The 26,413-nt window shown below is 44.9% G+C and carries 24 protein-coding genes; 5 read left to right on the top strand and 19 right to left on the bottom strand.

Translation table 11 applies throughout. From position 1 onward, the window contains the following. Positions 1-43: 43 nt before the first annotated feature. From dnaE to rpsB, 16 genes are all read right to left on the bottom strand, one after another. Positions 44-3,523: a DNA polymerase III subunit alpha gene (dnaE, locus tag R7Z47_RS12105; RefSeq protein WP_005385364.1), complete on the bottom strand. Its 3,480-nt coding sequence runs from the start codon at positions 3,521-3,523 to the stop codon at positions 44-46. 81 nt (positions 3,524-3,604) lie between these two features. After that, positions 3,605-4,240, bottom strand: a complete 636-nt coding sequence (rnhB, locus tag R7Z47_RS12100) for a ribonuclease HII (protein ID WP_262607098.1) — start codon at positions 4,238-4,240, stop codon at positions 3,605-3,607. Positions 4,241-4,249: 9 nt separating this feature from the next. Further along, positions 4,250-5,389, bottom strand: a complete 1,140-nt coding sequence (gene lpxB, locus R7Z47_RS12095) for a lipid-A-disaccharide synthase (RefSeq protein WP_017636041.1) — start codon at positions 5,387-5,389, stop codon at positions 4,250-4,252. A 119-nt stretch (positions 5,390-5,508) separates the two neighbouring features. Further along, the gene (lpxA, locus tag R7Z47_RS12090; protein ID WP_005380357.1) at positions 5,509-6,297 is read right to left on the bottom strand and encodes an acyl-ACP--UDP-N-acetylglucosamine O-acyltransferase; all 789 of its coding nucleotides are present in this window, start codon (positions 6,295-6,297) and stop codon (positions 5,509-5,511) included. Position 6,298: 1 nt separating this feature from the next. Continuing rightward, on the bottom strand, positions 6,299-6,751 hold the full coding sequence (gene fabZ, locus R7Z47_RS12085; RefSeq protein ID WP_005380349.1) for a 3-hydroxyacyl-ACP dehydratase FabZ: 453 nt from the start codon (positions 6,749-6,751) through the stop codon (positions 6,299-6,301). A 232-nt stretch (positions 6,752-6,983) separates the two neighbouring features. After that, positions 6,984-8,015, bottom strand: coding sequence for a UDP-3-O-(3-hydroxymyristoyl)glucosamine N-acyltransferase (gene lpxD / locus R7Z47_RS12080; protein WP_262607097.1), 1,032 nt, complete (start codon positions 8,013-8,015; stop codon positions 6,984-6,986). A gap of 6 nt (positions 8,016-8,021) precedes the next feature. Beyond that, positions 8,022-8,531 (bottom strand): OmpH family outer membrane protein, encoded by a 510-nt coding sequence (locus R7Z47_RS12075; RefSeq protein WP_005391804.1) that lies wholly within the window; start codon positions 8,529-8,531, stop codon positions 8,022-8,024. A 13-nt stretch (positions 8,532-8,544) separates the two neighbouring features. Continuing rightward, on the bottom strand, positions 8,545-10,959 hold the full coding sequence (gene bamA, locus R7Z47_RS12070; RefSeq protein ID WP_262607096.1) for an outer membrane protein assembly factor BamA: 2,415 nt from the start codon (positions 10,957-10,959) through the stop codon (positions 8,545-8,547). A gap of 44 nt (positions 10,960-11,003) precedes the next feature. Next, positions 11,004-12,362, bottom strand: coding sequence for a sigma E protease regulator RseP (rseP, locus tag R7Z47_RS12065; protein ID WP_005380334.1), 1,359 nt, complete (start codon positions 12,360-12,362; stop codon positions 11,004-11,006). Next, complete coding sequence (gene ispC / locus R7Z47_RS12060; RefSeq protein WP_005385353.1) at positions 12,362-13,567, bottom strand: 1-deoxy-D-xylulose-5-phosphate reductoisomerase; 1,206 nt, start codon at positions 13,565-13,567, stop codon at positions 12,362-12,364. The genes rseP and ispC overlap by 1 nt, the downstream gene beginning before the upstream one ends. Before the next feature lie 50 nt (positions 13,568-13,617). Beyond that, positions 13,618-14,460: a phosphatidate cytidylyltransferase gene (locus tag R7Z47_RS12055; RefSeq protein WP_005385351.1), complete on the bottom strand. Its 843-nt coding sequence runs from the start codon at positions 14,458-14,460 to the stop codon at positions 13,618-13,620. Between the two features lie 12 nt (positions 14,461-14,472). Next, positions 14,473-15,228 (bottom strand): isoprenyl transferase, encoded by a 756-nt coding sequence (locus tag R7Z47_RS12050; protein WP_005380331.1) that lies wholly within the window; start codon positions 15,226-15,228, stop codon positions 14,473-14,475. Between the two features lie 96 nt (positions 15,229-15,324). Next, positions 15,325-15,882, bottom strand: coding sequence for a ribosome recycling factor (frr, locus tag R7Z47_RS12045; protein ID WP_005380330.1), 558 nt, complete (start codon positions 15,880-15,882; stop codon positions 15,325-15,327). Between the two features lie 100 nt (positions 15,883-15,982). Next, the gene (pyrH, locus tag R7Z47_RS12040) at positions 15,983-16,708 is read right to left on the bottom strand and encodes a UMP kinase (RefSeq protein WP_005380329.1); all 726 of its coding nucleotides are present in this window, start codon (positions 16,706-16,708) and stop codon (positions 15,983-15,985) included. Between the two features lie 147 nt (positions 16,709-16,855). Continuing rightward, a complete protein-coding gene (gene tsf / locus R7Z47_RS12035; RefSeq protein ID WP_005380328.1) occupies positions 16,856-17,701 on the bottom strand; it encodes a translation elongation factor Ts in 846 nt (281 codons plus the stop codon). A gap of 132 nt (positions 17,702-17,833) precedes the next feature. Further along, on the bottom strand, positions 17,834-18,562 hold the full coding sequence (gene rpsB, locus R7Z47_RS12030; RefSeq protein WP_005380327.1) for a 30S ribosomal protein S2: 729 nt from the start codon (positions 18,560-18,562) through the stop codon (positions 17,834-17,836). A 384-nt stretch (positions 18,563-18,946) separates the two neighbouring features. Here rpsB and map point away from each other — a divergent pair, with 384 nt between their 5' ends. The 3 genes from map (at position 18,947) to R7Z47_RS12015 (ending at position 23,084) form a co-directional block, all read left to right on the top strand. Next, positions 18,947-19,825, top strand: coding sequence for a type I methionyl aminopeptidase (gene map / locus R7Z47_RS12025; RefSeq protein WP_005380326.1), 879 nt, complete (start codon positions 18,947-18,949; stop codon positions 19,823-19,825). A 108-nt stretch (positions 19,826-19,933) separates the two neighbouring features. Further along, entirely contained in the window at positions 19,934-22,558 is a 2,625-nt protein-coding gene (gene glnD / locus R7Z47_RS12020; protein WP_005380324.1) for a bifunctional uridylyltransferase/uridylyl-removing protein GlnD, read from the top strand. A 142-nt stretch (positions 22,559-22,700) separates the two neighbouring features. Continuing rightward, positions 22,701-23,084, top strand: coding sequence for a DUF3461 family protein (locus R7Z47_RS12015; protein WP_005380322.1), 384 nt, complete (start codon positions 22,701-22,703; stop codon positions 23,082-23,084). A 90-nt stretch (positions 23,085-23,174) separates the two neighbouring features. Here R7Z47_RS12015 and truC read toward each other — a convergent pair whose 3' ends face one another. Beyond that, positions 23,175-23,945 (bottom strand): tRNA pseudouridine(65) synthase TruC, encoded by a 771-nt coding sequence (gene truC, locus R7Z47_RS12010; RefSeq protein WP_005380319.1) that lies wholly within the window; start codon positions 23,943-23,945, stop codon positions 23,175-23,177. 4 nt (positions 23,946-23,949) lie between these two features. Continuing rightward, complete coding sequence (locus tag R7Z47_RS12005) at positions 23,950-24,264, bottom strand: YqcC family protein (RefSeq protein WP_005380318.1); 315 nt, start codon at positions 24,262-24,264, stop codon at positions 23,950-23,952. A 76-nt stretch (positions 24,265-24,340) separates the two neighbouring features. On the opposite strand from R7Z47_RS12005, the gene R7Z47_RS12000 reads away from it, so the two are divergent. Further along, entirely contained in the window at positions 24,341-25,378 is a 1,038-nt protein-coding gene (locus R7Z47_RS12000) for a DUF3549 family protein (RefSeq protein WP_262607095.1), read from the top strand. A 13-nt stretch (positions 25,379-25,391) separates the two neighbouring features. After that, positions 25,392-25,691, top strand: a complete 300-nt coding sequence (locus R7Z47_RS11995) for a DUF3301 domain-containing protein (protein WP_005380315.1) — start codon at positions 25,392-25,394, stop codon at positions 25,689-25,691. Here R7Z47_RS11995 and R7Z47_RS11990 read toward each other — a convergent pair. Continuing rightward, on the bottom strand, positions 25,651-26,136 hold the full coding sequence (locus R7Z47_RS11990) for a GNAT family N-acetyltransferase (RefSeq protein ID WP_025768243.1): 486 nt from the start codon (positions 26,134-26,136) through the stop codon (positions 25,651-25,653). The genes R7Z47_RS11995 and R7Z47_RS11990 overlap by 41 nt on opposite strands. Positions 26,137-26,413: the final 277 nt, after the last annotated feature.

Below are 26,413 nucleotides of genomic sequence, written 5' to 3'. Positions count from 1 at the left end.
TGAATCCTTGTTTACTCAGCGTCTAACATATTGCGCTGAATTTTTAGTTAAATTCGAGTTCTACCTGGCTTTTGCCAAGCAACTGTTTTAAATCGTCGAGTAATGTATCACTTGGCGTTACTCGCCACTCGGTGCCCAATGTTAACCGCGCTCTGGCGTCGGCACGCTGGTAGTATACATTGACGGGTACGGTTCCGGCTTTGTGCGGTTCTAAAATACGGCTGAACTGCTCAAAAAACTGATCGTTGATCTGATTTGCATCTATCGATACCGACAAACCACGAGCGTATTTCTCGCGCGCACTGCCGAGATCCATAACTTCACGCGCCGACATTTTAAGGCCACCGTTGAAGTCATCAAAGCTGACCTGTCCAGAAACGACCAAAATTCTGTCTTTTTCGAGAAGTTCAGCGTATCGATCCAGCGCATCTGAGAACAACATCACTTCCATGCGACCACTTCGGTCATCCAGTGTCATAATACCAATTCGTGTACCACGCTTGGTCGTCATTACACGAGCGGCAATAACCAGGCCGGCTACCGTGACAGATTGATCGCGGCGAGTGGGCGTTGCGTCTTTTAGTCGACAACTGGTGTATTTGTTTAGTTCCTTTACGTAGGCGTTAATTGGGTGCCCTGTCAAATATAGACCTAGGGTATCACGCTCGCCCTCTAACCACACTTTTTCTGGCCAAGGCGGAACCTGCGTATACTTATGCTCTACTTCTTCAGGTGCATCCGTTAACACACCAAACATATCTGTTTGACCAAACGCCTCAGCTTGGTGATGTTGACTTGCTGCTTTTACCGCGTCATTGAGTGACGCCATCATCGCCGCGCGGTGTGGGCCTAGTCGATCCAACGCGCCCGCGTAAATCAGCTTCTCTATCACTCGTTTATTGACGCGTTTTAGATCAACTCGAGCACAGAAATCAAATAGGTCTTTAAAGTGACCACCTTTATTTCTCGCCTCAAGAATCGCATCGATAGGACCCTCACCTACCCCTTTTATCGCACCAATACCGTAAACAATTGCGCCATTTTCATCAACATTAAAGCGATATAAGCCAGAGTTGATGTCTGGTGGCAGCACGGTGAGCTTCATACGGAAACACTCATCGACCAAGCCAACGACTTTTTCCGTGTTATCCATATCGGCTGTCATTACCGCAGCCATAAATTCGGCAGGGTAATGTGTTTTCAGCCAAAGAGTCTGATAAGAAACCAATGCATAAGCAGCAGAGTGCGATTTGTTAAAACCATAACCGGCGAACTTCTCTACCAAGTCGAAGATTTTCATCGCCAACTCGCCATCGATACCGTTCTTTATCGCACCTTCTTCAAAGATAGCACGTTGTTTTGCCATCTCTTCTGGCTTTTTCTTACCCATTGCACGACGAAGCATGTCCGCACCACCTAGCGTGTAACCTGCTAAGATCTGCGCAATCTGCATTACCTGCTCTTGGTACAGGATGATGCCGTAGGTTGGATCAAGCGTCTCTTTTAGCGACTCGTGTTGCCACTTTTCATCTGGATAAGAGATCGCTTCTCGACCATGTTTACGGTCGATAAAGTTATCTACCATGCCCGATTGCAAAGGACCCGGACGGAAGAGTGCTACCAATGCGATAATGTCTTCGAAACAGTCTGGCTGAAGTCGTTTGATCAGCTCTTTCATGCCTCGAGATTCAAGCTGGAATACTGCTGTCGTTTCAGAGTTTTGCAACAAACGGAAAGAGGCAGGGTCTTCTAACGGTATGGATTCAATTTGAACCGGTTCTTTCCCTTCTCGCTCTAGGCGTGGGTTAATCAGCCCTAACGCCCAGTCAATAATGGTTAAGGTACGTAAACCCAAGAAGTCAAACTTAACTAGGCCAGCGGTCTCAACATCGTTTTTATCAAATTGAGTAACCGGAAAGTGACCTTCAGCGTCTGCATAAATTGGCGCAAAATCGGTAATTGTTGTAGGTGAAATTACAACACCACCAGCGTGTTTACCGGCGTTTCGCGTACAGCCTTCCAAAATATGACACATGTCGATGAGTTCTTTAACTTCCTCATCGGCCTCATACAATTCAGGTAGTGCAGGTTCAGCTTTAAACGCTTTATCTAGCGTCATGCCTGGATCGGGCGGGATCAGCTTTGAAATACGATCAACAAAACCAAATGGGTGGCCCAATACGCGGCCAACGTCACGGATTACCGCTTTTGCCGCCATGGTACCAAACGTGATGATCTGAGATACCGCGTCGCGACCGTACATTTCCGCAACGTGGTCAATAACCTGGTCACGTTTATCCATACAGAAATCGACGTCGAAATCGGGCATCGAAACACGTTCTGGGTTCAAGAAACGTTCGAACAGCAAGTCATATTCTAGTGGATCCAGATCGGTGATTTTTAGTGCGTAAGCCACCAAAGAACCAGCACCGGAACCACGTCCAGGACCGACAGGAATTCCATTATCTTTTGACCACTGGATGAACTCCATTACGATCAAGAAGTAACCAGGAAATCCCATTTGGTTGATAACATCTAGCTCTATCTGAAGACGTTCATCATATTCAGGGCGGCGACGTTTTCTCTCTTCCTCATCTGGAAATAGGAACTCTAAACGCTCTTCCAACCCCTCTCGGGATTTCATGACTAGGAACTCAGTCTCTTTCATCCCTTCGGTTGGGAAAGCAGGTAGGAAGTACTCACCTAAGCGCACAGTCACGTTACAACGCTTCGCTATCTCGACACTGTTTTCTAACGCTTCAGGAATATCAGCAAACAGCTCACACATTTCTTCTTCTGTACGAAGATATTGCTGCGGACTGTAGTTTTTTGGCCTACGCGGATCTTCTAATGTGTAACCATCGTGAATCGCTACGCGTATTTCATGAGCATCAAATAGGTCTGGACTCAGGAATACAACTTCATTGGTCGCCACTACTGGCAAGTCCTGCTGCTCTGCCAATTCAACCGCAAAGTGAAGATAAGTTTCTTCATCTGGACGACCGGTACGAAGTAGCTCAAGATAAAAGCGATCTGGAAAATGCTGTTTATAGAAATCAACACACCCTTGCACTATTTGACGGTTGCCTTTCAAAAGGCCGCGACCAATTTCCCCGCTTTTACCGCCGGATAATACAATCAGGCCTTCAGACATTTCAGCCAACCAGGCTTTGTCAATCACTGGGTGGTGTTGAACATGTCCACGTAAGTACGCTTTTGATATCAATAACGTCAGGTTCTTATAACCTACATTATCCGCCGCAAGCAAAGTCACTTGTGTCAGCTCTTCACCAAACTCGTCCGACTGCATTTTAAAGTCAGCACCAATGATCGGTTTAACACCGCTGCCATGCGCCGTACCGTAAAACTTCACCAAACCACATAGGTTGGTAAAGTCGGTCAACGCCATTGCGGGCATACCGAGCTCAGCAACTTTCTTTACGATTGGCGGAACTTTGTTGAGGCCATCCACCATCGAGAAGTCACTATGAACACGCAGGTGGATGAATTTGGGATCTGACATTAACAGGTACCGTGTAACTCTATTTTGTTGGGGATTCTAACCTAAAGAGGTTGGGTTTATAACACCAATTAGATCGTTTGATTATTCTATGCCTAACGCTTTTTTTACTGGCTTGAAACTCTTGCGGTGTTCACTGATCACTCCGTGTTGCTCAATCGCTTCAAAGTGCGCTTTAGTTGGGTAACCTTTGTGCTTCGCGAAGCCAAATTGTGGATGAAGTTTATCCAACTCTTCCATCTCTTGGTCACGCACGACTTTGGCAATAATTGAAGCCGCACTGATTTCGGCAACACGTAGATCGCCTTTTACTACAGCTTGAGCATCCATTGGCAGCTCCGGACAACGGTTACCATCAATCAACACCAAATCAGGTTGAACCTGTAACCCCGCCACTGCACGCTGCATCGCAACCATAGTCGCCTGCAAAATATTCAGTTGATCGATTTCTTCAGGAGAACAACGCCCGACCGCCCACACCAATGCTTTTTCTTTGATTTCAGGAAGCAACGCCATGCGTTTCTTTTCGGTCAATTTTTTCGAATCGTTCAACCCTTCAATAGGATTGTTAGGATCAAGGATAACCGCAGCGGTGACGACGTCTCCCACCAAAGGGCCACGTCCGACCTCGTCGACTCCGGCCACAAGCTGATAACCTTGCGGATATTCAAACGGAGGGAGTTCAACTTTGGTTTTGGTCGCTTTTGGTTTAACAGCCATGATAAATCTCTATTTTTCAATCAGTTTTAGAACCGCGTTTGCGGCTTGTTGATCCGCATCTTTACGGATCCAATGATGCATTTCCGTAAACTTATCTAACATCGGTTTATTGTCGCTTTCCAATAAGCGAGAAACCTCAGTAAACAAATTGTCTGGTGTGCACTCATCTTGTAGATATTCTTTGACGAGCTCATCATCCGCCAAGATATTCGGCAATGACACATACTTCGTTTTCAATAGACGTTTAGCTAAGAAAGCAGTAAATGCATTCACACGATAACCCACCACCATTGGACGCTTGAGAAGCATACACTCCAACGCTACGGTACCGGAGGCCAACATCACAGCATCGGATGCGGTGATGACGTTGCGTGCGGTGTCATCAACTAACTTGAAGTCCAACTCTGGCGCTAGCTCTTTCCATGCTTGTTCAAACTGCTCACGGCGTTTTTGATTAACAAGCGCGACAACAAACCCCAGTTCTGGAAATTTTTTATGGAGTAACTTGCAGGTTTCAATAAACGGCTCTGAGAGCATTTTTAACTCGCTACCACGACTGCCTGGCAGGACAGCAAGCCACTTTTTATCTTGTTCTAAACCAAGCAACTCACGTGCAGGCGCTTGTTCTGATTCTAGTGGGATGGCATCAGCCAAGGTATGACCAATGAACTCGCAAGGTACATTAAATTTGTCGTAGAACGCTTTCTCAAACGGAAGAAATGCTAGCACCAAGTTCGTTGCCGCTTCTATTTTAAAGATGCGCTTCTGACGCCAAGCCCAAACAGACGGACTCACGTAATGAACGGTTTTAATGCCCGCTTGCTTGAGGTCAAGCTCCAGGCGTAAGTTGAAGTCAGGAGCATCGATCCCGATGAAAACATCAGGCGGATTCTGAGTAAAATACTGAACGAGCTCAGCTTTCACTTTAAGAAGTCTCGGTAAGCGGCCTAAAACCTCGACTAATCCCATCACCGCAAGCTCTTCCATATCAAACAGAGACTCGCAACCTTGGGCTATCATTTTCGGACCACCAATGCCTACGAACTCTGCGTCTGGATATTGTTGCTTTACTGCTTTGATAAAGCCTTCACCTAGCGTATCGCCAGACAATTCTCCGGCAATGATGCCAATACGTAATGGTCTTTCCATATCTACTTCGCTATTTTTCCTGTGCGCTATGGATAACGGTTTGCCTTATCCATAAAACACAAAAAGATCGTAACCTCAAATTCGGTCACGATCTTTTTATTTATTGGTTCATTCGCCAATTAACGAATAATGCCACGTTCCGTCGTTTCCAGAATATCTGAGAAACGCTTCACTGCTGGCCACTCTTGAGCCATTTCAGCTAGAATAGGCTTCACTTCTTCTAGCGTCTTACCTGAACGGTAGATTTCTTTATACGCTTTTTGTAGCGCACGAATCTCTGGTTTCTCAAAGCCATTACGCTTCAAGCCAACAAGGTTCAAGCCGAAAGGTGTGGCGTGGTTACCTTGCGCGAGTACGTAAGCTGGGACATCTTGCACCACTGCTGAGCAGCCGCCAATGTACGCGTAAGCGCCCACTGTACAAAACGGGTGAATCGCAGACAGTGCCATCACACCAGCATAATCATCAACAGTAACGTGACCACCAAGAATCGAGTTATTACCGATATGAGTGTGGTTACCAATAACAACATCATGCGCAACGTGTGCATTCACACACAATAAGTTGTCATCACCAATGATCGTGGTTGCTTTGTCCTGCACTGTGCCGCGGTGAACTTGGACCGCTTCACGAATGACGTTACGGTCACCGATAACCACAGTTGTGTCTTCACCACCGTATTTTTTGTCTTGGTTTTCTTCGCCGATGACAGCATGTGGGAAAATACGGTTATCTTTGCCAATAGTCGTGTGACCTTTGATCACAACGTGAGACATCACTTCTGTGCCTTCACCAATTTCAACCGTAGAGGTGATGTACGTAAAAGGACCTACTGTTACGTTAGCACCAATTTTGGCGCCCTCTTCTACCACCGCTGCCGGGTGGATTTTAGCGGTTTCATGAATCATATTAAAACTCTCGACGAGCACACTTCAGTTCTGCAGAACATACCACTTCGCCGTCAACTTTTGCTACACCGCTAAATGCAGCAATGCCGCGACGTTCTTTCAGAAATTCTACCTCAATAACCAATTGGTCGCCCGGAACCACTGGTTTACGGAATTTCGCGCCGTCTACGCTTGCAAAGTAGTACAGTTCATTTTCTGTTGGTGCACCAAATGATTTAAATGCAAGTAAGCCTGTTGCCTGAGCCATTGCTTCTAAAATCAAAACACCTGGGAATACTGGTAGTTGAGGAAAGTGACCTGTGAACTGAGGTTCGTTAACCGACACGTTTTTAATCGCGTGAAGGTACTTCTCTTCTTGGAAGTCTATCACTCGGTCGATCAATAAGAATGGGTAGCGATGAGGTAGTAGCTCTTGAATTTCAGAGATGTTCATCGTTTTCTTTTCAGTAGTCAAAGTCGTCTTCCTATATCAATTTTTTGCCGCCAAGATGGCAAACGTGGCAACAGGTCGTAAAGCCGAATCGCTTTGCAATATACTAGCAAAATACGCACCATCTTGGAGTTAAATCTACTTAGAGCGCGTCATTATAGAAGAAAAAGACCCGCATTTCGCGAGTCTTCGTACAGAATATGGAACTAGAGCCTGTTAGCTTTCACGTTAAATACAGAGCGAAAGATAACTTGTTCTAAATTTCTTCTTTCTGTTCCAGCTGTTTTTCAACCGCTTTTAGGCGCTTATTCATCTCATCAATACGGTGAACTCGAGTTGCAGTTTTACGCCACTCTCTGTTCGTTTGTAGTGGAATACCTGATGAGTAAAGGCCTTTTTCTTCGATACTGCGCATTACCATGCCCATACCTGTAATCGCCACACCATCTGCGATAGTGATATGGCCATTCAGAACAGACGCGCCGCCAATCTGGCAGTACTTACCAATTTTTGTACTGCCTGCGACAATAGTACCACCAGGCATCACGGTACCATATCCGATCTGCACGTTGTGCGCGATTTGAAGTTGGTTATCCAGAATGACATTGTCTTCAATGATAGTATCTTCGAGTGCACCGCGGTCAATCGTAGTACAAGCACCAATCTCAACGCGGTTACCGATACGCACTGAACCAAGCTGAGGAATTTTGATCCACTCGCCTTTGTCATTCGCATAACCGAAGCCATCAGAGCCAATGACGGTACCCGATTGAACGAGACAGTCATCACCCAATGACACTTCATGATAGATAGTGACATTAGCCCAAAGCTTAGTGTTATTCCCTAGCTTGGCGTTCTTACCGATAAAACAACCAGCGCCAACGCTTACGTTATCGCCGAGTTCTACGCCCGTTTCAATCACAGCGTTAGCGCCGATTGTAACGTTCTCACCCATCTTAACGTCGCCGGCAATCACAGCACTTGTTGCAATATCGTCTGCCGGTGTTGGTGTGGTATCCATCGCTTGGACCACACGAGCAAATGCGACATAAGGGTCTGAAACCACTAGCGCACTTCCAACGCATTGATCTTTATGCTCAGCCTTTACCATAACAACGGTAGCTTGGCACTCAGAAAGGTGTTTTGCGTATTTTGGGTTAGACAAGAAGGTTACGTCACCTTCTTGTGCTTTATCCATTGGGGCAACACGGCTTACAACGAGAGACTCGTCACCAAACAGCTCACCCCCGGTAATTGTCGCCAATTCGGCTAATGTTAATGTCTTCATAACTTCTTATTTTAGAGCTTTAATTACGTCTTCAGAGATATTGTATTCTGGCTTGCCGTACTGCAAAGCAGAGATATCAATCACAAGATCGTAACCATTTTTGTCTGCGACTTTCTTAACTGCATCTTGAATCGTTTTGAAAAGCTTCGCTTTTTCTTCAGCTTCACGACGCGCACTTGCTTTTTCAAGTGCTTGTGCTTTCACTTTGTACTCGCTGTCTAGCTTCGCGATATCGATACGTAGCTTTTCAACTTCGTCTTGACCCAAAAGCTCGCCGTCACGTTGTAGCTTCTCAATCTTTGTTTTAGCTTGTGCTTGGATTGACTTCAGTTCATCAGCTTTGCTTTTGAAGTCTTTCTGCATTTTTTGTAGTACAACTTCACGTTGAGGAAGAGCTTGAAAAACTTGAGCTGTATTTACGTAAGCAATTTTCTGTGCAGCTTCTGCCGCATTTGCAAACATTGAAGAGCTCAGTACAAGAAGGCCAATCCCAGCCGCTTTGATCATTTTATTCAAAATATTTTCCTCTTTAGAAAGTTCTACCGATAGTGAATGTGAAGAACTCTTCATCATCGCCATCAAATTTCTTAATTGGTTTCGCTAGTGAGAAGACTAGTGGCCCCATTGGAGACATCCACTGCAACGCCGCACCGTAAGAAGAGCGGTAGTTGGTTGGATCTGAGTAATCGTAGTAGTAACGGTCACCATATTCCGCACCTGAATCGCGGTAGTCAAACTCCGTATCCCAAACACTTGCCATATCAAAGAAGATACTGGTACGAATTTGGTTTTGTACTTCTTCTGATGCAAATGGTGTTGGGACAATCAACTCAACACTTGCTAGCGCTACGGCGTTACCACCAACAGAGTCATCTGTTGCTGTATCTGCGCCATTGTTTGAACCAGATGTATCACGGTAAACCGCTTTAGGACCAACAGAGTTTGAGCCAAAGCCACGAAGCGATGTAAAGCCACCTGCGTAGTAGTTTTCGTAGAATGGGAACAAGTTATCGTTGCCATCCGTTTGACCGTAACCATTACCGTAACCTAAGCGGCCACGGAACAAGAGGGTAAACTCATGCTTTTTAGTCAATGGCACATACTGACGAACATCGTACTGCATTTTGAAGTATTGAACGTCAGAGCCAGGTACGGTCATTTTATAGAATGCACGCTGATGGTTACCTGCCGTAGGGAAGTAGCCACGGTTTAAGTTATTACGTGTCCAAGAGATATTGAAGTCGAAGTCGTTTGTGTTCAACGCTCCACTAGAATCAATGTTGTCTGCTTGTGCTCGTAAGAACTGCTCTACCTGCAAGTAAGGCGATAAGTTACCGATCTTGTTGTGCGTATAACCGACACCGAATTCAAAACGGTTCAACTCATCGAATGGGAAGCCCCACGTTAAGCTCGCGCCATAGCTTTCGTTGGTATAGTCAACGATATTGGCTTCTTTCGCTTCAAATTCGTTATAGAAAACCTTACCACCCAAGCTTACACCGTCTAAGTTCCAGTACGGATCACGGTAATCAAGACTGATGTTTTTCTGGTAGTCATTCATCATCGCGTTGATACCAACACGGTTACCGCTACCAATAAAGTTATCTTGTTGCAGGCCAACCTGGAAGCTCACACCCGATTCTGTACCGTAGCCAACACCGAAGTTAACGCTACCAGAGTTCGCTTCTTTGACAGAATAAACTAGGTCAACTTGATCATCACTACCAGGAACTCGAACCGTCTGTACTTCAACATTTTCAAAGTAGCCCAAACGATTTAGACGAGTTTTACCCGTTTCAATCGATTTCGAGTTCAACCAACTGCCTTCCATCTGACGCATTTCACGACGAAGGACTTCATCTTTGGTTGAGTTATTACCCGTGAAGCGAATATCACGAACATAAATTCGGTTACCCGGGTCTACGTTAACGACCAAAGAAACTTCTTGATTCTCGTCGTCAAACTCTGGAATGGTATTCACTTGAGGATAAGCATAACCGGACTCACCAAGCACACGCTTAATCCCTTCTTCCATTGAAGTCACCAACGAGCCGTTGTATATCTCATTGTCTTCAAATGGCACAAGTCTTTCGAACGTCGCTTCCTCACCAATCAAATCACCACGGAACTTCACGTCCTTAACGGTGTAAACCTCGCCCTCTTCTAGACCAAGAGTAATGTATACCCCTTTCTTGTCAGGAGAGATTGCAACTTGTGTCGAATCAACGTTAAATTTTAAGTAACCACGATCCAGGTAGAATGATTTGAGTGCTTCAATATCACCTGCAAGGACTTGCTTTTGATACTTTTCATCAGAAAGGAAATTCCACCACGGCACATCAACATTTAAGTTAAAGCGCGAAAGCAGTTCTTCATCACTGAACACTTCATTACCGATAAAGTTGATTTGCTGAATTTTTGCCGACACACCTTCAGTAAAGACAAACTTAAGGTCAGAACGATTACGTGGTAGTGGAGTAACCACCGCTTTTACTGTTGCGTTGTATTTACCTACGCTGTAGTAAAAGTCTTCTAAGCCTTTTTCAATGTTGCTTAGCGTGGTGCGGTCAAGCGCTTCACCTTCACGAACGCCAGACGCGTTCAGGTTTTCTTGTAGCTGCTCGTCCTTGATTGCTTTGTTACCTGAAAAAGAGATGCTTGCAATGGTAGGACGTTCTTTGACTTGAACCATCAGAACACCACCGTCACGCAACACTTTCACATCTTCAAAGTTACCAGATGCATACAGGGCGCGGATAATTTCTGCAACATCGCCTTGGCCAATGGTATCACCGACACGTACAGGCATTTTCAACAATGCAGCACCCAGTGCTACACGCTGCAATCCATCGATTTCAATATCTTGAACTACGAAGTTCTCTGCTCCATTTGCAGATACACTGGTCGCCAGTAAACTTGCAAATAGAATTCGCTTAATCGCCATACTTGTTCTAATTATTCCTTGCTACTGCTTTTGTCTCTGAACTATCACAGACGAGTAAAATCATTAAATAGCGCTAACGCCATGAGCGAGAAGATGATCGCACCACCAATTCTAAAGCCCATTTCCTGCACTTTCTCAGGAACAGGACGTCGAATGACTGCTTCAATTGCAAAAAACAACAAATGACCGCCATCCAACATTGGTAAAGGAACGAGGTTAATAATACCTAGGTTAACACTAATTAGAGCGAGAAAACCTAAAAAGTAGACCAAACCATAATCTGCTGTCGCGCCTGCGCCTTTGGCTATTGATATTGGTCCACTCAGATTATTCAGACCAACGTCTCCAACAATCAGCTTCTTAAGCATGCTGATTGTCAAACCAATGACTTGGCCAGTTTTGTCTACTGCTTTACCTATTGACTCGAATACACCAAACTGAAGATCGAAGCGATAACTTTCTGGCCATTCTGCGACTTTAGGTGCAATACCTGCAAAACCAACGACTTCTTTGTTAGCTAGCTCACGGCTACCGGGCGTCAGCGTCAATGTTTGCTCATAACCCTGACGTAACACCGTCAATTCAAGCGGTGTATCAGGATTAGAACGAACCGCTTCAACCACTTGCTTCCATTCGGTTACGCGTTGTTGACCAATTGCGACAACCTCATCACCTGGAAGCACACCGGCTTTTTCCGCCGCTCCACCTTGCGAGACCTGCTCGATAACTCGATACACCTCCGGTGTATACGGAGCAAAACCTAACGACTGCATCGCTGACTGAGTTTCTGGGTCGAACTTCCACTCACGTAAATCGAGCGTTTTCGTTACTTCTGAACCAACTTCATTCGCTGACGTTAGTGTTACCGTCATCAAATCATCGCCAATATGAGAAATCAATCCCATATTTACTGATTCCCAATCCGGAGTTTTGATACCAGATATCGATTTAAGTTCCATTCCAGATTCAATTCCAGCTTCCGCAACAATCGAATTGGGCGTAACTTCACCAATTACAGGCTTAACAGCCGGGATACCAATTAGAAATACCAGCCAATAGGCAAAAATTGCGAAAAGAAAATTAAAGATGGGGCCAGCCGCAACAATAGAGGTTCGCTTCCATAACGGCTTCTTATCAAACGCTAGGTGCTTCTCATGTTCTGGCACCTCATCGACACGGCTATCAACCATTTTCACATAGCCGCCGAGAGGGATCATTGAGATGCTGTACTCCGTTCCGTCTTTGCCTACTTTACTCCAAATAGACTTGCCGAAACCGATTGAAAACTTTTCAACTTTAACGCCGCAACGGCGAGCAACCCAAAAATGCCCAAATTCGTGCACGGCAACAAGAATGCCCAGTGCGACGATAAAAGAAATGAGATTCCACAATATACCAGTCATCAGCTACGCTCGCGTATGGTTTCTAGGGCAATAGTTCGTGCCATTCTATCTAGCTCGAGCAAGCTTTCCAAGCTATTCGCATTCTCAGCTTTGCAGCTTGCGTTGATTTTATTCAACACAGACTCATTGATGCGAGCAATATCGGTAAAACCTAGTCTGTTATTTAAAAATGCATCAACAGCGACTTCATTAGCTGCGTTCAATGCTGTTGTTGCGTGTTGACCTTCATAACAGGCATCAATTGCGAGTTTTAAACATGGGTAACGAGCAAAATCAGGCTGCAAAAACGTCAGCTCACCAACTTTCGTGAAGTCTAGCGGCTTAACCCCAGCTTCCACTCTTGACGGGTATGACATGGTGAGCGCAATTGGCGTCGCCATATCCGCTTCTCCCATTTGTGCCAAGACCGAACCATCACGATACTGAACCATAGAATGAATTACCGATTGAGGATGAATAACCACCTTCAGTTGTTCGCGAGCAGCATTAAATAGCCACTTAGCTTCGATATACTCAAGGCCTTTATTCATCATCGTGGCAGAGTCAACAGAAATTTTTGGCCCCATCGACCAGTTTGGATGAGCAATCGCCTGAGCGGGTGTCACCTGTTCCAGTTCTGCGATGTCAGTGTAACGGAAAGGACCACCAGATCCAGTCAACAAAATATGAGAAATGCCATGTTCTTGTAAATTGCAACGACCTAGATTGGTTTGTACTTGCTGTGGTAAACATTGGAAAATGGCGTTGTGTTCACTGTCGACGGGAAGTAGCTCTGCGCCAAATTCTTCTACAGCATCAATAAATAGCTGGCCTGACATTACAAGTGCTTCTTTATTTGCCAACAAGACTCGCTTACCTGCTTTCACGGCAGCCATGGTAGGCAATAAGCCAGCTGCTCCTACAATAGCAGCCATTACACTGTCGACCTCGTCCAGCGAAGCAATATGGCATAGCGCATCAACACCACCTAGCACTTCGGTACCTGGCGAAACCGAGTGTAGCTCAGCTTGAAGTTGAGACGCCGCAGCTTTATCTGCCATGACCGCATACTTAGGTTGCCACTGACGACATAGACCGATCATCTTTTCAACGTTAGTGCTTGCCGCTAAGGCAACGACAGAAAACAGATCTGGGTTTTGTTCGACCACTTTAAGCGTGCTTGCACCAATTGATCCAGTAGCACCAAGAATCGTTAACTTTTGCATGTTGTAAGACCGTTAGAAAGCTCAGGAGCGACGACGCCGCTCCTGATAAATTAGAATACGTAGTAAAGAAGAGCAAAAACTGGGAATGCTGCGGTTAGGCTGTCGATACGATCTAGCACACCACCGTGCCCTGGGATAATGTTACTGCTGTCTTTAATGCCTGAGACACGTTTGAACATACTTTCAACCAGATCACCAAGCACTGAAATAACGACAGTAACCAGCGTAATCAGCACCATATGGACAGGGCTAGTGAACTGGATATCGAACCAATCAGCAAATGCCCACGCTACGATTAATGCCGTGATAATGCCACCAATTAGCCCTTCAATGGTTTTATTGGGGCTTACATGAGGAGCCATCTTACGTTTGCCTAAGCTTTTGCCTGCAAAGTAGGCGCCGCTATCTGCAGCCCATACCAAGAAACAAACGTACAACACAAGCTTTGCGCCGTGGTATGGATCTACAGTGATGTCATACGCTCTGAGAATAATCACACTCCAAAGGAATGGGATTAATGTCAGAAAACCAAATACATGACGTAAAACAAAATTACTTTGCCAAGATTTCGTCGTTTTGGGGTAAGTAATCGCCATTAAGCTAGCAATAATCCACCAAACAAAACCAATACCCAAGACGACATAATGAGGTGTCGTTAAGTGATTGAGGCTATATGCATCAGGCGAGATGTATAGAAAACTAAGTCCGGTAATAATGATTGCCGGCACAAGGGCAGCAATGCGAGAGTTGCTTCCTGTAAACTGAGTCCACTCCCAAAAACCTAATAGCGTTATTGCAGTTAAAGCGGCAATAAAGCCCATTAGCGGTAATTTAAAAATGCCTAAAATAACCAGGGGAGCTAAAATTAGTGCTGTTATTATTCTCTGTTTCAAACTAACTAGTCCTTATTGAGCTGCCATCAATGCCTTTATTTGTTCACCTGTACAGCCAAAACGACGTTCTCGGTTGATAAACCAAGTTACAGCTTCTACCAAACTGTCTTCATCGAATTCTGGCCAGTACTCTGGTGTAAAGTACATTTCTGCATAAGCCATTTGCCACAACATAAAGTTGCTGATGCGGCACTCTCCACTGGTGCGAATTAAAAGATCCACTTCCGGTAGGTCTGCCATGGTCAAATGCTCAGTGATTAGCTGCTCATTGATATCCTCTACACGAATTTCACCGTTACGTGCTTTTAGCGCTAACGTTTTAGCAGCTTCTGTGATGTCCCATTTACCACCATAGTTGGCTGCAATGTTGATCACCATACCCGTGTTATCTGCCGTTAGGTTTTCTGCTTCTACAATTTTCTTTTGTAGACGCTCACTAAATCGACTGGTATCACCGATCACGCGCAACCGTAAGTTATTTTTGTGTAGTTTTTTTACTTCACTAGACAGGACCGTGATAAACAGTTCCATCAAAAGACCCACTTCTTCCTCCGGACGACGCCAGTTTTCACTACTAAAAGCAAACAGCGTCATGGCTCTAATGCCTAGTTTTGAAGCAGCAGCCACGGTCTTACGAACGGCACTAACGCCTTTTTTATGACCAAATACGCGAGGTTTTCCTTTGGACTTAGCCCAACGGCCATTACCGTCCATAATGATGGCAATATGCTTAGGAAGGGAATCAGAGAAGGCTTGAGAATTTTGCATAGGGAGTTAATTGAGTTCCATCAGTTGGATAGACTAACATAAAAAAACGCTGAGCTGTGAGCACAGCGTTTTCCAACAGTGATGTGTGTGGGAGTATTAAACTTCCATCAACTCTTTTTCTTTTGCAGCAAGAACTTCATCGATCTTCTTAACTGCAACGTCAGTTAGCTTTTGAATTTCGTCTTGTGCTTTACGGTCTTCATCTTCAGAGATTTCTTTATCTTTTAGAAGCGCTTTAAGATCGTTGTTTGCGTCACGACGGATGTTACGAACAGCAACACGACCACCTTCAGCTTCACCACGGACGATCTTAACTAGGTCTTTACGACGTTCTTCCGTTAGCGGTGGAAGTGGAACGCGGATGATAGTGCCAGCTGACATAGGGTTTAGACCAAGGTCAGACGTCATGATCGCTTTTTCTACTTTCGGCGTCAGCTCTTTATCAAAAACCGTGATTGCAAGTGTACGTGCATCTTCAGCAATAACGTTTGCTACTTGGTTTAGAGGTGTTGCTGCACCGTAGTATTCTACAGAAATACCAGATAGTAGGCTTGGGTGTGCACGACCTGTACGAATTTTAGAAAGGTTGTTCTTAAGCGCTTCAACGCTTTTATCCATGCGCTCTTGCGCGTCTTTTTTGATTTCGTTAATCACAGTTTCACCTTAAAAATGTCATCTTTCCTGAAGAAAGCCTAAAACGGTTGAGCAAAGCAAGCACCACCCTAACACTTTGGAGTGGCACCTTAAGCCAAGCTTATTCGTTGATGAGCGTGCCTTCTGCTTCGCCCATTACCACGCGACGTAGTGCGCCTGGCTTGTTCATATTAAATACGCGGATTGGCATTTTGTGGTCACGAGCTAGCGTAAACGCCGCCAAGTCCATAACTTTCAGCTCTTTATCCAGAACTTCTGCATAAGATAGCTTATCATACAGCTCTGCGTCTGGGTTTGCTACAGGGTCAGCAGTAAATACACCATCAACTTTCGTCGCTTTTAGTACGACATCCGCTTCAATTTCGATACCACGTAAACAAGCAGCAGAATCCGTTGTAAAGAACGGGTTACCCGTACCAGCAGAGAAGATGACAACACGGCCTTGGCGAAGCTCACGGATCGCATCAGCCCAATTATAGTCGTCACATACGCCTTTTAGAGGAATGGCAGACATAACGCGCGCATTCACGTATGCACGGTGAAGAGCATCGCGCATCGCTAGGCCATTCATTACTGTAGCAAGCATACCCATGTGGTCACCAACTACGCGGTTCATACCAGCTTCAGCTAGGCCTGCACCACGGAACAAGTTACCGCCACCGATAACTACACCAACCTGAACACCCAGTTCAACCAGTTCTTTAACTTCTTGTGCCATACGATCAAGGACCGCAGGATCAATACCAAAACCGTCTTCACCTTGAAGAGCTTCACCACTCAGTTTTAATAGAATACGTTGATACGCTGGTTTAGGGTTCGTAGTCATGGAGTTTACCTTCCAAAGAGAGTTGTTGATTAACAGTCATGAATAGACACAACTTCAGTTATGGCTATTCATCACGGCTAATCGTTCACTGCTCATAAAAAGACCGCAGCCTTGGCTACGGTCTAATCTTTATACAGTCTCTAAGGATTAACCTTTTTGAGCTGCTGCAACTTCTTCAGCGAAGCTCATTTCTTCTTTCTTCTCGATACCTTCACCTACTTCTAGGCGAACGAACGTAGAAACTGAAGCGCCTTTTTCTTTCAGCATTTCGCCTACAGTTTTCTTAGGCTCCATGATGAAAGCTTGACCTGTTAGAGAGATCTCGCCAGTGAATTTCTTCATGCGGCCAACAACCATCTTCTCAGCGATTTCAGCAGGCTTGCCTTCGTTCATTGCGATTTCAACTTGAACCGCTTTCTCTTTTTCTACTACGTCAGCTGGTACGTCTTCTGGGTTAACGAACTCAGGCTTAGAAGCAGCAACGTGCATTGCAACGTGCTTAAGAGTTTCTGCGTCGCCTTCACCAGCAACAACAACACCGATTTTCTCACCGTGACGGTAAGAAGCGATTGCAGTGCCTTGAACGTATTCTACGCGACGGATAGTGATGTTTTCACCGATTTTAGCTACTAGAGCTACACGTGCGTCTTCGAATTGTGCTTGTAGTTCTTCAACAGAAGCTTTTGAAGCTAGAGCTGCAGCTGCAACTTCTTCTGCGAATGCAGTGAAGTTACCGTCTTTAGCAACGAAGTCAGTTTGGCAGTTAACTTCAAGAAGAACAGCAACGCCGTTTTCTTCTTTGATGATGATTGCGCCTTCAGCTGCAACGTTACCAGCTTTCTTAGCTGCTTTCGCTGCGCCAGATTTACGCATGTTTTCAATTGCTAGTTCGATGTCAGCGTTTGCTTCTACAAGCGCTTTCTTACATTCCATCATGCCAGCGCCAGTACGCTCGCGAAGTTCTTTAACTAGAGCAGCAGTTACAGTTGCCATTCTGTCTTCCTCGTTTGATTCGAAATAAGGTAAAAAACAGGGGCCTAACATTGTCGGCCCCCATTGCTAACTATAACTTAGTTTATGCTACACAAAGGTTTCACATAGACCAAGTGTGACACAGAGCCGCTATTATTCAGCTTCTACGAAACCGTCTTTTTCAGCAACTGCAGCTACGTCTTTGTTACGACCTTCAGATACTGCTGAAGCAGCAGCGTTCAGGTATAGCTGTACAGCGCGGATCGCGTCGTCGTTACCTGGGATTACGTAGTCAACGCCGTCTGGGTTAGAGTTAGTATCTACCACAGCGTATACTGGAATACCTAGGTTGTTAGCTTCTTTAATTGCAATGTGTTCGTGATCAGCGTCGATTACGAATAGAGCGTCTGGTAGGCCGCCCATGTCTTTGATACCACCAAGAGATTTCTCTAGCTTCTCCATTTCGCGAGTACGCATTAGAGCTTCTTTCTTAGTTAGTTTGTCAAAAGTACCGTCTTGAGATTGAGTCTCTAGTTCTTTTAGACGCTTGATAGACTGACGAACTGTTTTGTAGTTTGTAAGCATACCGCCTAACCAGCGGTTGTTTACGTAAAACTGGTTGCTTGCGATTGCAGCTTCTTTAACAGCTTCAGATGCAGCGCGCTTAGTACCTACGAATAGAACCTTACCTTTCTTCTCGCCAACTTTAGCTAGTTCAGCTAGAGCGTCGTTGAACATTGGTACAGTTTTTTCTAGGTTGATGATATGAACTTTGTTACGAGCGCCAAAGATGAATGGCTTCATTTTTGGGTTCCAGTAACGAGTCTGGTGACCGAAGTGAACACCAGCTTTTAGCATATCGCGCATTGATACAGTTGCCATTTTAAAATCCTCTATGGGGTTAGGCCTCCACATTCCCCATAACTCCGACCAAGCTTCTGCTCAGCACCCCGGAATATGTGACGGAATGTGTGTGATTTAAAGATAAAAGGTTATTCGGATGAAGCTTGCTTCGCCGCTTAACTTTGCTAAACGAAGAGAACAGTCCTCTATTCCGGCGCGCTTTATACCATATTTTAGCTCACTGTGGCTAGTAAAAATTATTTCTTCACCGAGCCACTTTCTCCTATTTATAAGCAAAACTTTAAACATATGATCGAATTAAGAATGATGCATATTCCTATCTAACTTGGGTTAACGCCCCGATGTCTGATAGAATGCGGCCATTCGCACGTTTACGTGCTTAGGAATAAGTAGAGAAAGCCAATGTCAATCAAGATTAAAACTGCTGAAGAAATAGAACGCATGCGCATTGCGGGCAAGCTAGCCGCAGAGATTCTAGAAATGATCGAACCACACATCAAAGTTGGTGTGACGACAGAAGAGTTAAACAAAATCTGTCATGAGTACGCTCTAGAAAAAGGTGCATACTCTGCTCCACTTGATTACCATGGTTTCCCTAAGTCGATCTGTACTTCAATCAACCATATCGTATGCCACGGTATTCCAGCGGAAAAAGACGAAATCGGTAGCAACGGCCAAATGAAGCCGGCGGTACTAAAAGATGGTGACATCTTGAACGTTGATATTACCGTAATCGTTCCAAATGATGAGAATGCCGATCTGAGCGTGCGTCCTCAGGGGTACCATGGTGACACTTCTAAGATGTTCCTAGTCGGTGATGTTTCGCCTGCAAACAAACGTCTGTGCATGGTAGCTCAAGAAGCACTGTATGTTGGTATGCGTACCGTTAAGCCAGGTTCAACGGTTGGTGACATCGGTACAGCTATCGAGAAGTACATCAAAGAGAACAACAAGAACAATCCTCGCAACAAGTTTTCTATTGTGAAAGACTTCTGTGGTCACGGTATCGGCGATGAGTTCCATGAAGAACCACAAGTGGTTCATTACAAGAACAAAGACCGCCGCGTATTAAAAGAAGGCATGTGCTTTACTATTGAGCCGATGATTAACGCTGGTAAATTTGGTTGCTCTGTTGATGCACAAGATGACTGGACTGTTTACACGGGCGACGGCAAGAACTCTGCGCAATGGGAACATACCATTGTAGTAACAAAAGAAGGTTGTGAAGTACTAACGCTTCGTAGCGACGATACGATTCCTCGCCTAATGAAAAACGCGTAAAGCTGACGACCACTCGTTGTTTACTATATCCCTGCTTCGGCGGGGATATTTTTTATCTGCCGCAAATTTGTTAGATTGTTATTAGATTAGCTTGCACGGATGGCAAATATGACACTTCAGTCCCCTCTTTCCTTTTCCGATGAACAAATCAATATCGGTGAACTCAAACGAGAATTAGAGAAGTTTAGCTCTAATCAAAACCAAGAGTTTCTCAATCATCATCCGGTAACAAGCTTGGTTTTAGCCAGAGCTGAATATATGGATCTGCTTCTCAATCGTTTGTGGCAACATTTTGGTTTCAAGGATATTTACAACATTTCCCTGGTTGCCGTTGGTGGCTACGGACGCGGTGAGCTGCATCCACTCTCCGATATCGATATTTTGATTCTGTCGAACAATAAACTGCCAACCGCGTTAGAAGCAAAAATCAGCGAATTCATTACGCTGTTGTGGGATTTAAAACTCGAGGTCGGACACGCTGTTCGCACCGTTACTGAATGTGCTGAAATTGGTAAAGCCGATCTAACGGTCGCGACAAACCTGCAAGAAGCGCGACTGCTGTGTGGAAGCGAGGACACCTTTCAGGCACTGAAGAAAGTCGTGTTATCAGACTCCTTCTGGCCAAGTGAGACGTTTTACCGCGCTAAAATTCAAGAGCAGCGCGAACGCCATGCACGTTACCACGACACGACCTACAACTTAGAACCGGACATTAAATCAACCCCTGGCGGGCTACGCGATATTCATACATTAAGCTGGGTCGCTCGACGTCACTTTGGTGCGACTTCATTGTTGGAAATGAGCCGATACGGATTTTTAACTGACGCAGAATACCGAGAATTGGTTGAATGTCAGGACTTCCTTTGGCGAGTACGTTTCGCTCTGCACATGGAGCTTCGCCGCTATGACAACCGCTTGACCTTTGCTCATCAAGCACAAGTTGCGGAAAATCTAGGCTACGTCGGAGAAGGCAATCGAGGCGTAGAAATGATGATGAAAGAGTTCTACCGCACGCTTCGTCGTGTGGCAGAGCTCAATAAAATGCTACTCAAACTCTTTGACCAAGCGATCATTAATGGTGGGGCAACAGAAAGTGCCGAGATTCTCGATACAGACTTTCAACGTCGCGGTTCTTTAATTGAAGCGCGGAAACCCGCATTGTTCCAAGCTCGCCCAGAAACTATTCTGGATATGTTCTTACATATTGCTAACGACTCGACTATTGAAGGGGTGAGCCCACCAACGCTGCGTCAACTGCGCACCGCTCGCCGTCGGCTCAACAAGTTTTTGCACACCATTCCTGCTGCGCGTGAAAAGTTCATGGCGTTATGTCGTCACCCTAATGCTCTGCACAAAGCATTCAGTCTCATGCACCGATTAGGGGTTATGGCGGCCTATTTACCGCAATGGAGTCAGATTGTTGGTCAAATGCAGTTTGACTTATTCCATGCCTACACCGTTGATGAACACAGTATTCGCTTACTTAAACACATCAACACTTTTAGTGACCCAGAAAATCATGCGAAGCACCCTATTTGCTGTGACGTCTACCCTCGGATGCAAAAGAAAGAGCTGCTGATTATTGCCGCTATTTTCCATGATATCGGGAAAGGTCGTGGCGGCGATCACTCGATTATCGGTGAAGGAGAAGCGTACGACTTCTGCATTGAGCATGGTTTATCGAAGCCCGAAGCGAAACTTGTCGCTTGGTTGGTAAGACATCATCTATTAATGTCTGTCACCGCACAGCGCCGAGATATTTATGATCCTGATGTCATTACCGAGTTTGCCAAAAAAGTCAGAGACGAAGAATCTCTCGATTATCTTGTATGCCTGACAGTTGCAGATATTTGTGCAACCAACCCAGAACTTTGGAATGCTTGGAAACGAACTTTACTTGCGGAGCTGTATTACTCCACACAACGTGCTTTACGTAGAGGCCTAGAGAACCCTGTCGATGTGCGTGAGCGAATTCGCCACAATCAACAAATGGCCTCCGCAATGCTGCGCAAAGAGGGGTTTGCCGCGCGCGAAATTGAAGTATTGTGGCAACGCTTCAAAGCTGACTACTTCCTTCGTCATACTCATACGCAAATCGCGTGGCACTGCGAACACTTACTTCGCATGGAAGATCCGACTAAGCCTTTGGTATTGATCAGTAAAAAAGCCACTCGTGGCGGCACTGAGGTGTTTGTATATACGAAAGACCAGCCTGCTTTATTTGCGACGGTCGTGGCGGAGTTAGATAGGCGTAATTTTAATGTACACGACGCGCAAATCATGACCAGCAAAGATGGGCACGTGATTGATACCTTTATGGTACTCGATCAACATGGCGAAGCGATCGATGAGTCTCGTCACGCGGCGGTGATTAAACACCTCACCCATGTACTGGAGGCGGGCCGACCAACCAAGATTAAAACGCGCCGTACTCCGAACAAACTTCAGCACTTTAATGTGAAAACCAAAGTCGACTTCTTACCAACCAAAGGTAAAAAACACACTTTAATGGAGTTTGTCGCGCTAGACACACCAGGGCTGTTGGCCAAAGTAGGCCGTACGTTTGCTGATTTAAATATCAACCTTCACGGTGCCAAAATCACCACCATTGGTGAGCGAGCAGAAGACTTGTTTATTTTAACCAGTGATGCAGGAGGAAGATTAAGTGAAGAACAGCAAGATGAGCTAAGAGAGAGATTGATCGAAAAGTTATCTGATGAGGTCGCAGCTTAGATCAAACCTGCCAATCTTTTCGGTTCAGGGCGAGAGCGATCTTGCCCACAAGTTAAGCATTTTGGCTAAATATCAGCTATCTAGCTCATACATAGGCTGCTACAGTTATATCAATATCAATTAGATGTAATAGAGGTAGCCTATGTATCCCCACCTCACTGGTTTGGGTATTCACGACCCTAAGCAGATTGAACGTTATTCCCTACGCCAAGAAGCACACAAAGATGTGCTCAAGATATATTTCCACAAGCAAAAAGGCGAACTATTCGCTAAAAGCGTTAAATTCAAATATCCACGCCAAATCAAAAATGTTCTTGTTGATAGTGGCAGTCACAAATATAAAGAAGTAACGGAAATCAACCGAAACCTCACATTAGTCATTGATGAACTGAATAAAATCACTAAGCCAACGAAACAACCTGAGGTTGATGTAAAAGAGAAAATTCTTTCAGACCTTCGTCATTTAGAAAAAGTCGTTTCGAGTAAAATCGCAGAGATCGAAGCGGATCTTGAAAAACTAAAGTAAAACGTTAAGTCTTAAATATTAAAAAGGGTTAGCATTGATGCTAACCCTTTTTATTTGTACCCAATCATTATCTAGATCTAACTGCACCGATTATCGGTTAATCATCGATTCATCCCACTCAAATCGAGTGAACAATTGCTGCCAAGTTTCATCAAGATTGGCCGTCATGACAATCTCTTGATCGGTAAATGGATGGACGAACCGTAACTCTGAAGCATGCAGTAGCAGACGATGAGATTCAAACTCTGTGCGATACAGCTTGTTGTGCTTTCCATCCCCGTGCGTTGTATCACCCACGATCGGATGGCGTAGATGTGCCATATGACGACGAAGTTGGTGCTTACGCCCCGTTTTAGGTTTCATCTCAACTAAGCAATAACGCGTTGTAGGAAATTTACCCGTCGAATAGGGAACTTCCACTTTAGCCAACGGTTTATATTCCGTCACCGCTTCTTGCGCTTCTTTTTCTTGTGAAGCGAACTTATCCGCAATCTTGTCTAACTCGACTTTGAGCGCGTAATCCAAGACGCCCTCTTCCTCAATCCAACCGCGTACTATTGCGTGGTATGTCTTTTCCATTTTATGTTCAGCAAACATCGGCATGACTTGTGATGCGACTTCACTCGACAACGCAAACACAAGCACACCAGATGTTGGACGATCCAGACGATGCAATGGGAACACATGCTGACCAATTTGGTCGCGCAAAGTTTGCATGACAAACTGAGTTTCGTGTTTATCTAACCAACTGCGATGCACTAACATGCCTGCAGGCTTATTGACCGCTACAAAATATTCATCCTGATAAACGATCTCCAGCTCAACTGGTTCTGAAGATCGCGTTAGTTCTTGTTCTAGCATTCGTTTACTTACACAGTTCGTCAATGGTTCGGATTGTAACAAGCAGCTCGGCGAACTGCGGTTCCTGCTTCCACGCTTCTGAAAAATAGGGCTCGAGAGAAAACCCTCTTGGCAGTGGTTGATTGTTTTTCACTAGTGAGTGCATTCTGGCTATAAAGATCCACTGCAACCACTCATGAGGGTGCAATGTATCAATCGCAAATGGCTCTGTACTTTGTAAGGCTTGCTCTGAAGGCATAGTATATTGCCATAAGTTATGCTCTCTAAGCTGCGCTTCAAGTTGGTGAAGTAAGTCGACCAATTGAGTATTTGTTACCATTAATTCTATCTCGAACCTTGAATTAGCCGAGAATGATACCATTTCTTGTGAAAAGAACGTTAGGACGTCGTATTTAATGGAAAACATTCAAACCCTCACTCAACTGTTGAACAACAGCCACTGTGATTATCAAATCTTCGATCTTGGTCGCCGTATCAAAACCATCGCTAAGAAAGAGTTTACCGATGTAGAAAAAGGTCAAGCACCTTACCCATTTCCAATGCAACGTAAAGCACACCTTGCCATCGCGTACTGGAATGAACAAAAGCAACCTTGGATTTGGCTTCTAAAGTTTGAATTGGACGAGCGCGGTTTGTTAAAGCAAGCGGATATCGGCAATTTCATTAAATACGTAGTGGAGGCTATGGGAACACGCCTCAATGATGATATCACTGAAGAGCAACAGCAAAAGCTGTCTAACAACCCATACACTTTCAAACCTTCCGAAGATAAAATGGCCGTGTTTCATAGCCAGGTCCGCGCAAACCTCAATCTTCCTACCAGCCAATATTACGAGCATACCCAGCATTACTTCTCTGGAGGTTTAGGCTGGGATAATTGGCAAACTGTAGGTCTGCAAGGTATCACAGACATAGCCGCTCGCCTGAACAAAGAGCAAAACGGAGTAATGATACGCAAAGCGTTGAACCACCTACCAAATGAGCCACTTTATGCCCTATTAGGTGCGCTTGAGCATGTAGAGCTACAAGAGCGTTTAGCAGAACGTATCGCAGAAAAGGCACAGCAAGAAATCGCAAGTAGCGAACCTGATCTCTTCCTACTTTCAGCACTTATCCGAGCCCTTGCTGGTGCACCAACAGAAGTCGCCTCTCCAGTATTAGATGCGATATTGCATAGCCCTCGTTTAAGCCATCAGGAGGTATTGATTGGTGTGGCGGGCCGCGCTTGGCACTTACTCGCCAATGAAAAGGTAGCGGAACAGTTTTTGCTGCGTTTAGCTCAAACCGGTAATCAATCCCTATTTAATCAGTTATTTGCCGATTTAGTGATGCTGCCAGAGTTAAGAATGGTGTTATTGCCTTTGCTGCATTCAAACCCATCAGAGGAACTAGCAAATGCGCTAGTAAGCTTACAACAAGCAACAAAAAGCTAAGAAAGGTTCAGGAATGATTGGTGATCTTTTAGCAATTTTAGGGCTCTGCTTTTTCTGTTACCTGTTTTGGCAACAGCGTCGCCAAGCCGAACTCGCAAAAGCGGCCATCACGCGTAAATGTGAGCAATTGGATCTCCAATTAATCAGCATCGCCTTTGGTGCCCATAAACTAAAAACGCCAGACGGAGTCTGGCGTTGGCATACGGTGTATCAATTTGAGTTTTCATCTCTTGGTGACGATTGCTACCAAGGAGAGTTAACCATGGTCGGTTTCAGGCCGCAGAACTTTCACCTACCACCGCATCGCTTGTAAATTCCATTTCAAAGTAAGGACCATATACATCCTTACTTTCTTTTGTTTTAACAAATCCCAGCTTTTTCAGTACCGCCATAGAAGCTTGATGATTGCTATTCACGTTAGCTTTCACCTTATTCAAGCCCAACTCACGGCACGCTTTGGGGAAAAATGCTTTTAGTGCTTCTGTTGCTAACCCTTTACCCCAATATGATTTATCAAAAATAAACCCTAATTCAGGTTCGGAATCGAGATTAGCAATGAACACGTGCCCCATATAGTCACGACTGGTGCTCTCTAGCACTGCCATACTATAAATGTTCTCATCATCCAGTATTTTCTCAAACATCTGTTTGGCAGACGCAACTGTATACGGACCATTCAATTCAGCACGGTTTTTCGCACAGCAATTCAGCATGACGAATTCTAGTTGCAACGACTCATTGTAGGGTAGAAGAAGCATTCTTCTGGTTACTATGGCCACATCTGTTCCTTGATTACAACAAACTTAATCTATCCGCAGATCACAAACTCGATGAGCTGAACATGCTCAATGATTGCGGGCATAACACCTTGTAGAGAAGCCGAAAGTTAAACCAACTGGTTGGAAAGGATATTGATCTGAGTTGTTTTTTATTAAGTGTTATTAGGAATTTATATATTTTGTGATATTGATATCCCCAAGTAACATCGAGATGCTTAATTCAATGAGAGCACTGGATATCGTTTTTATATAAGAA

It is taken from the genome of Vibrio sp. 1641, from assembly GCF_033339995.1.
Classification (GTDB): Bacteria; Pseudomonadota; Gammaproteobacteria; order Enterobacterales; family Vibrionaceae; genus Vibrio; species Vibrio alginolyticus.
The sequence above is the reverse complement of the archived record's forward strand: the minus strand, read 5'-3'. Positions and strand labels throughout refer to the sequence as shown.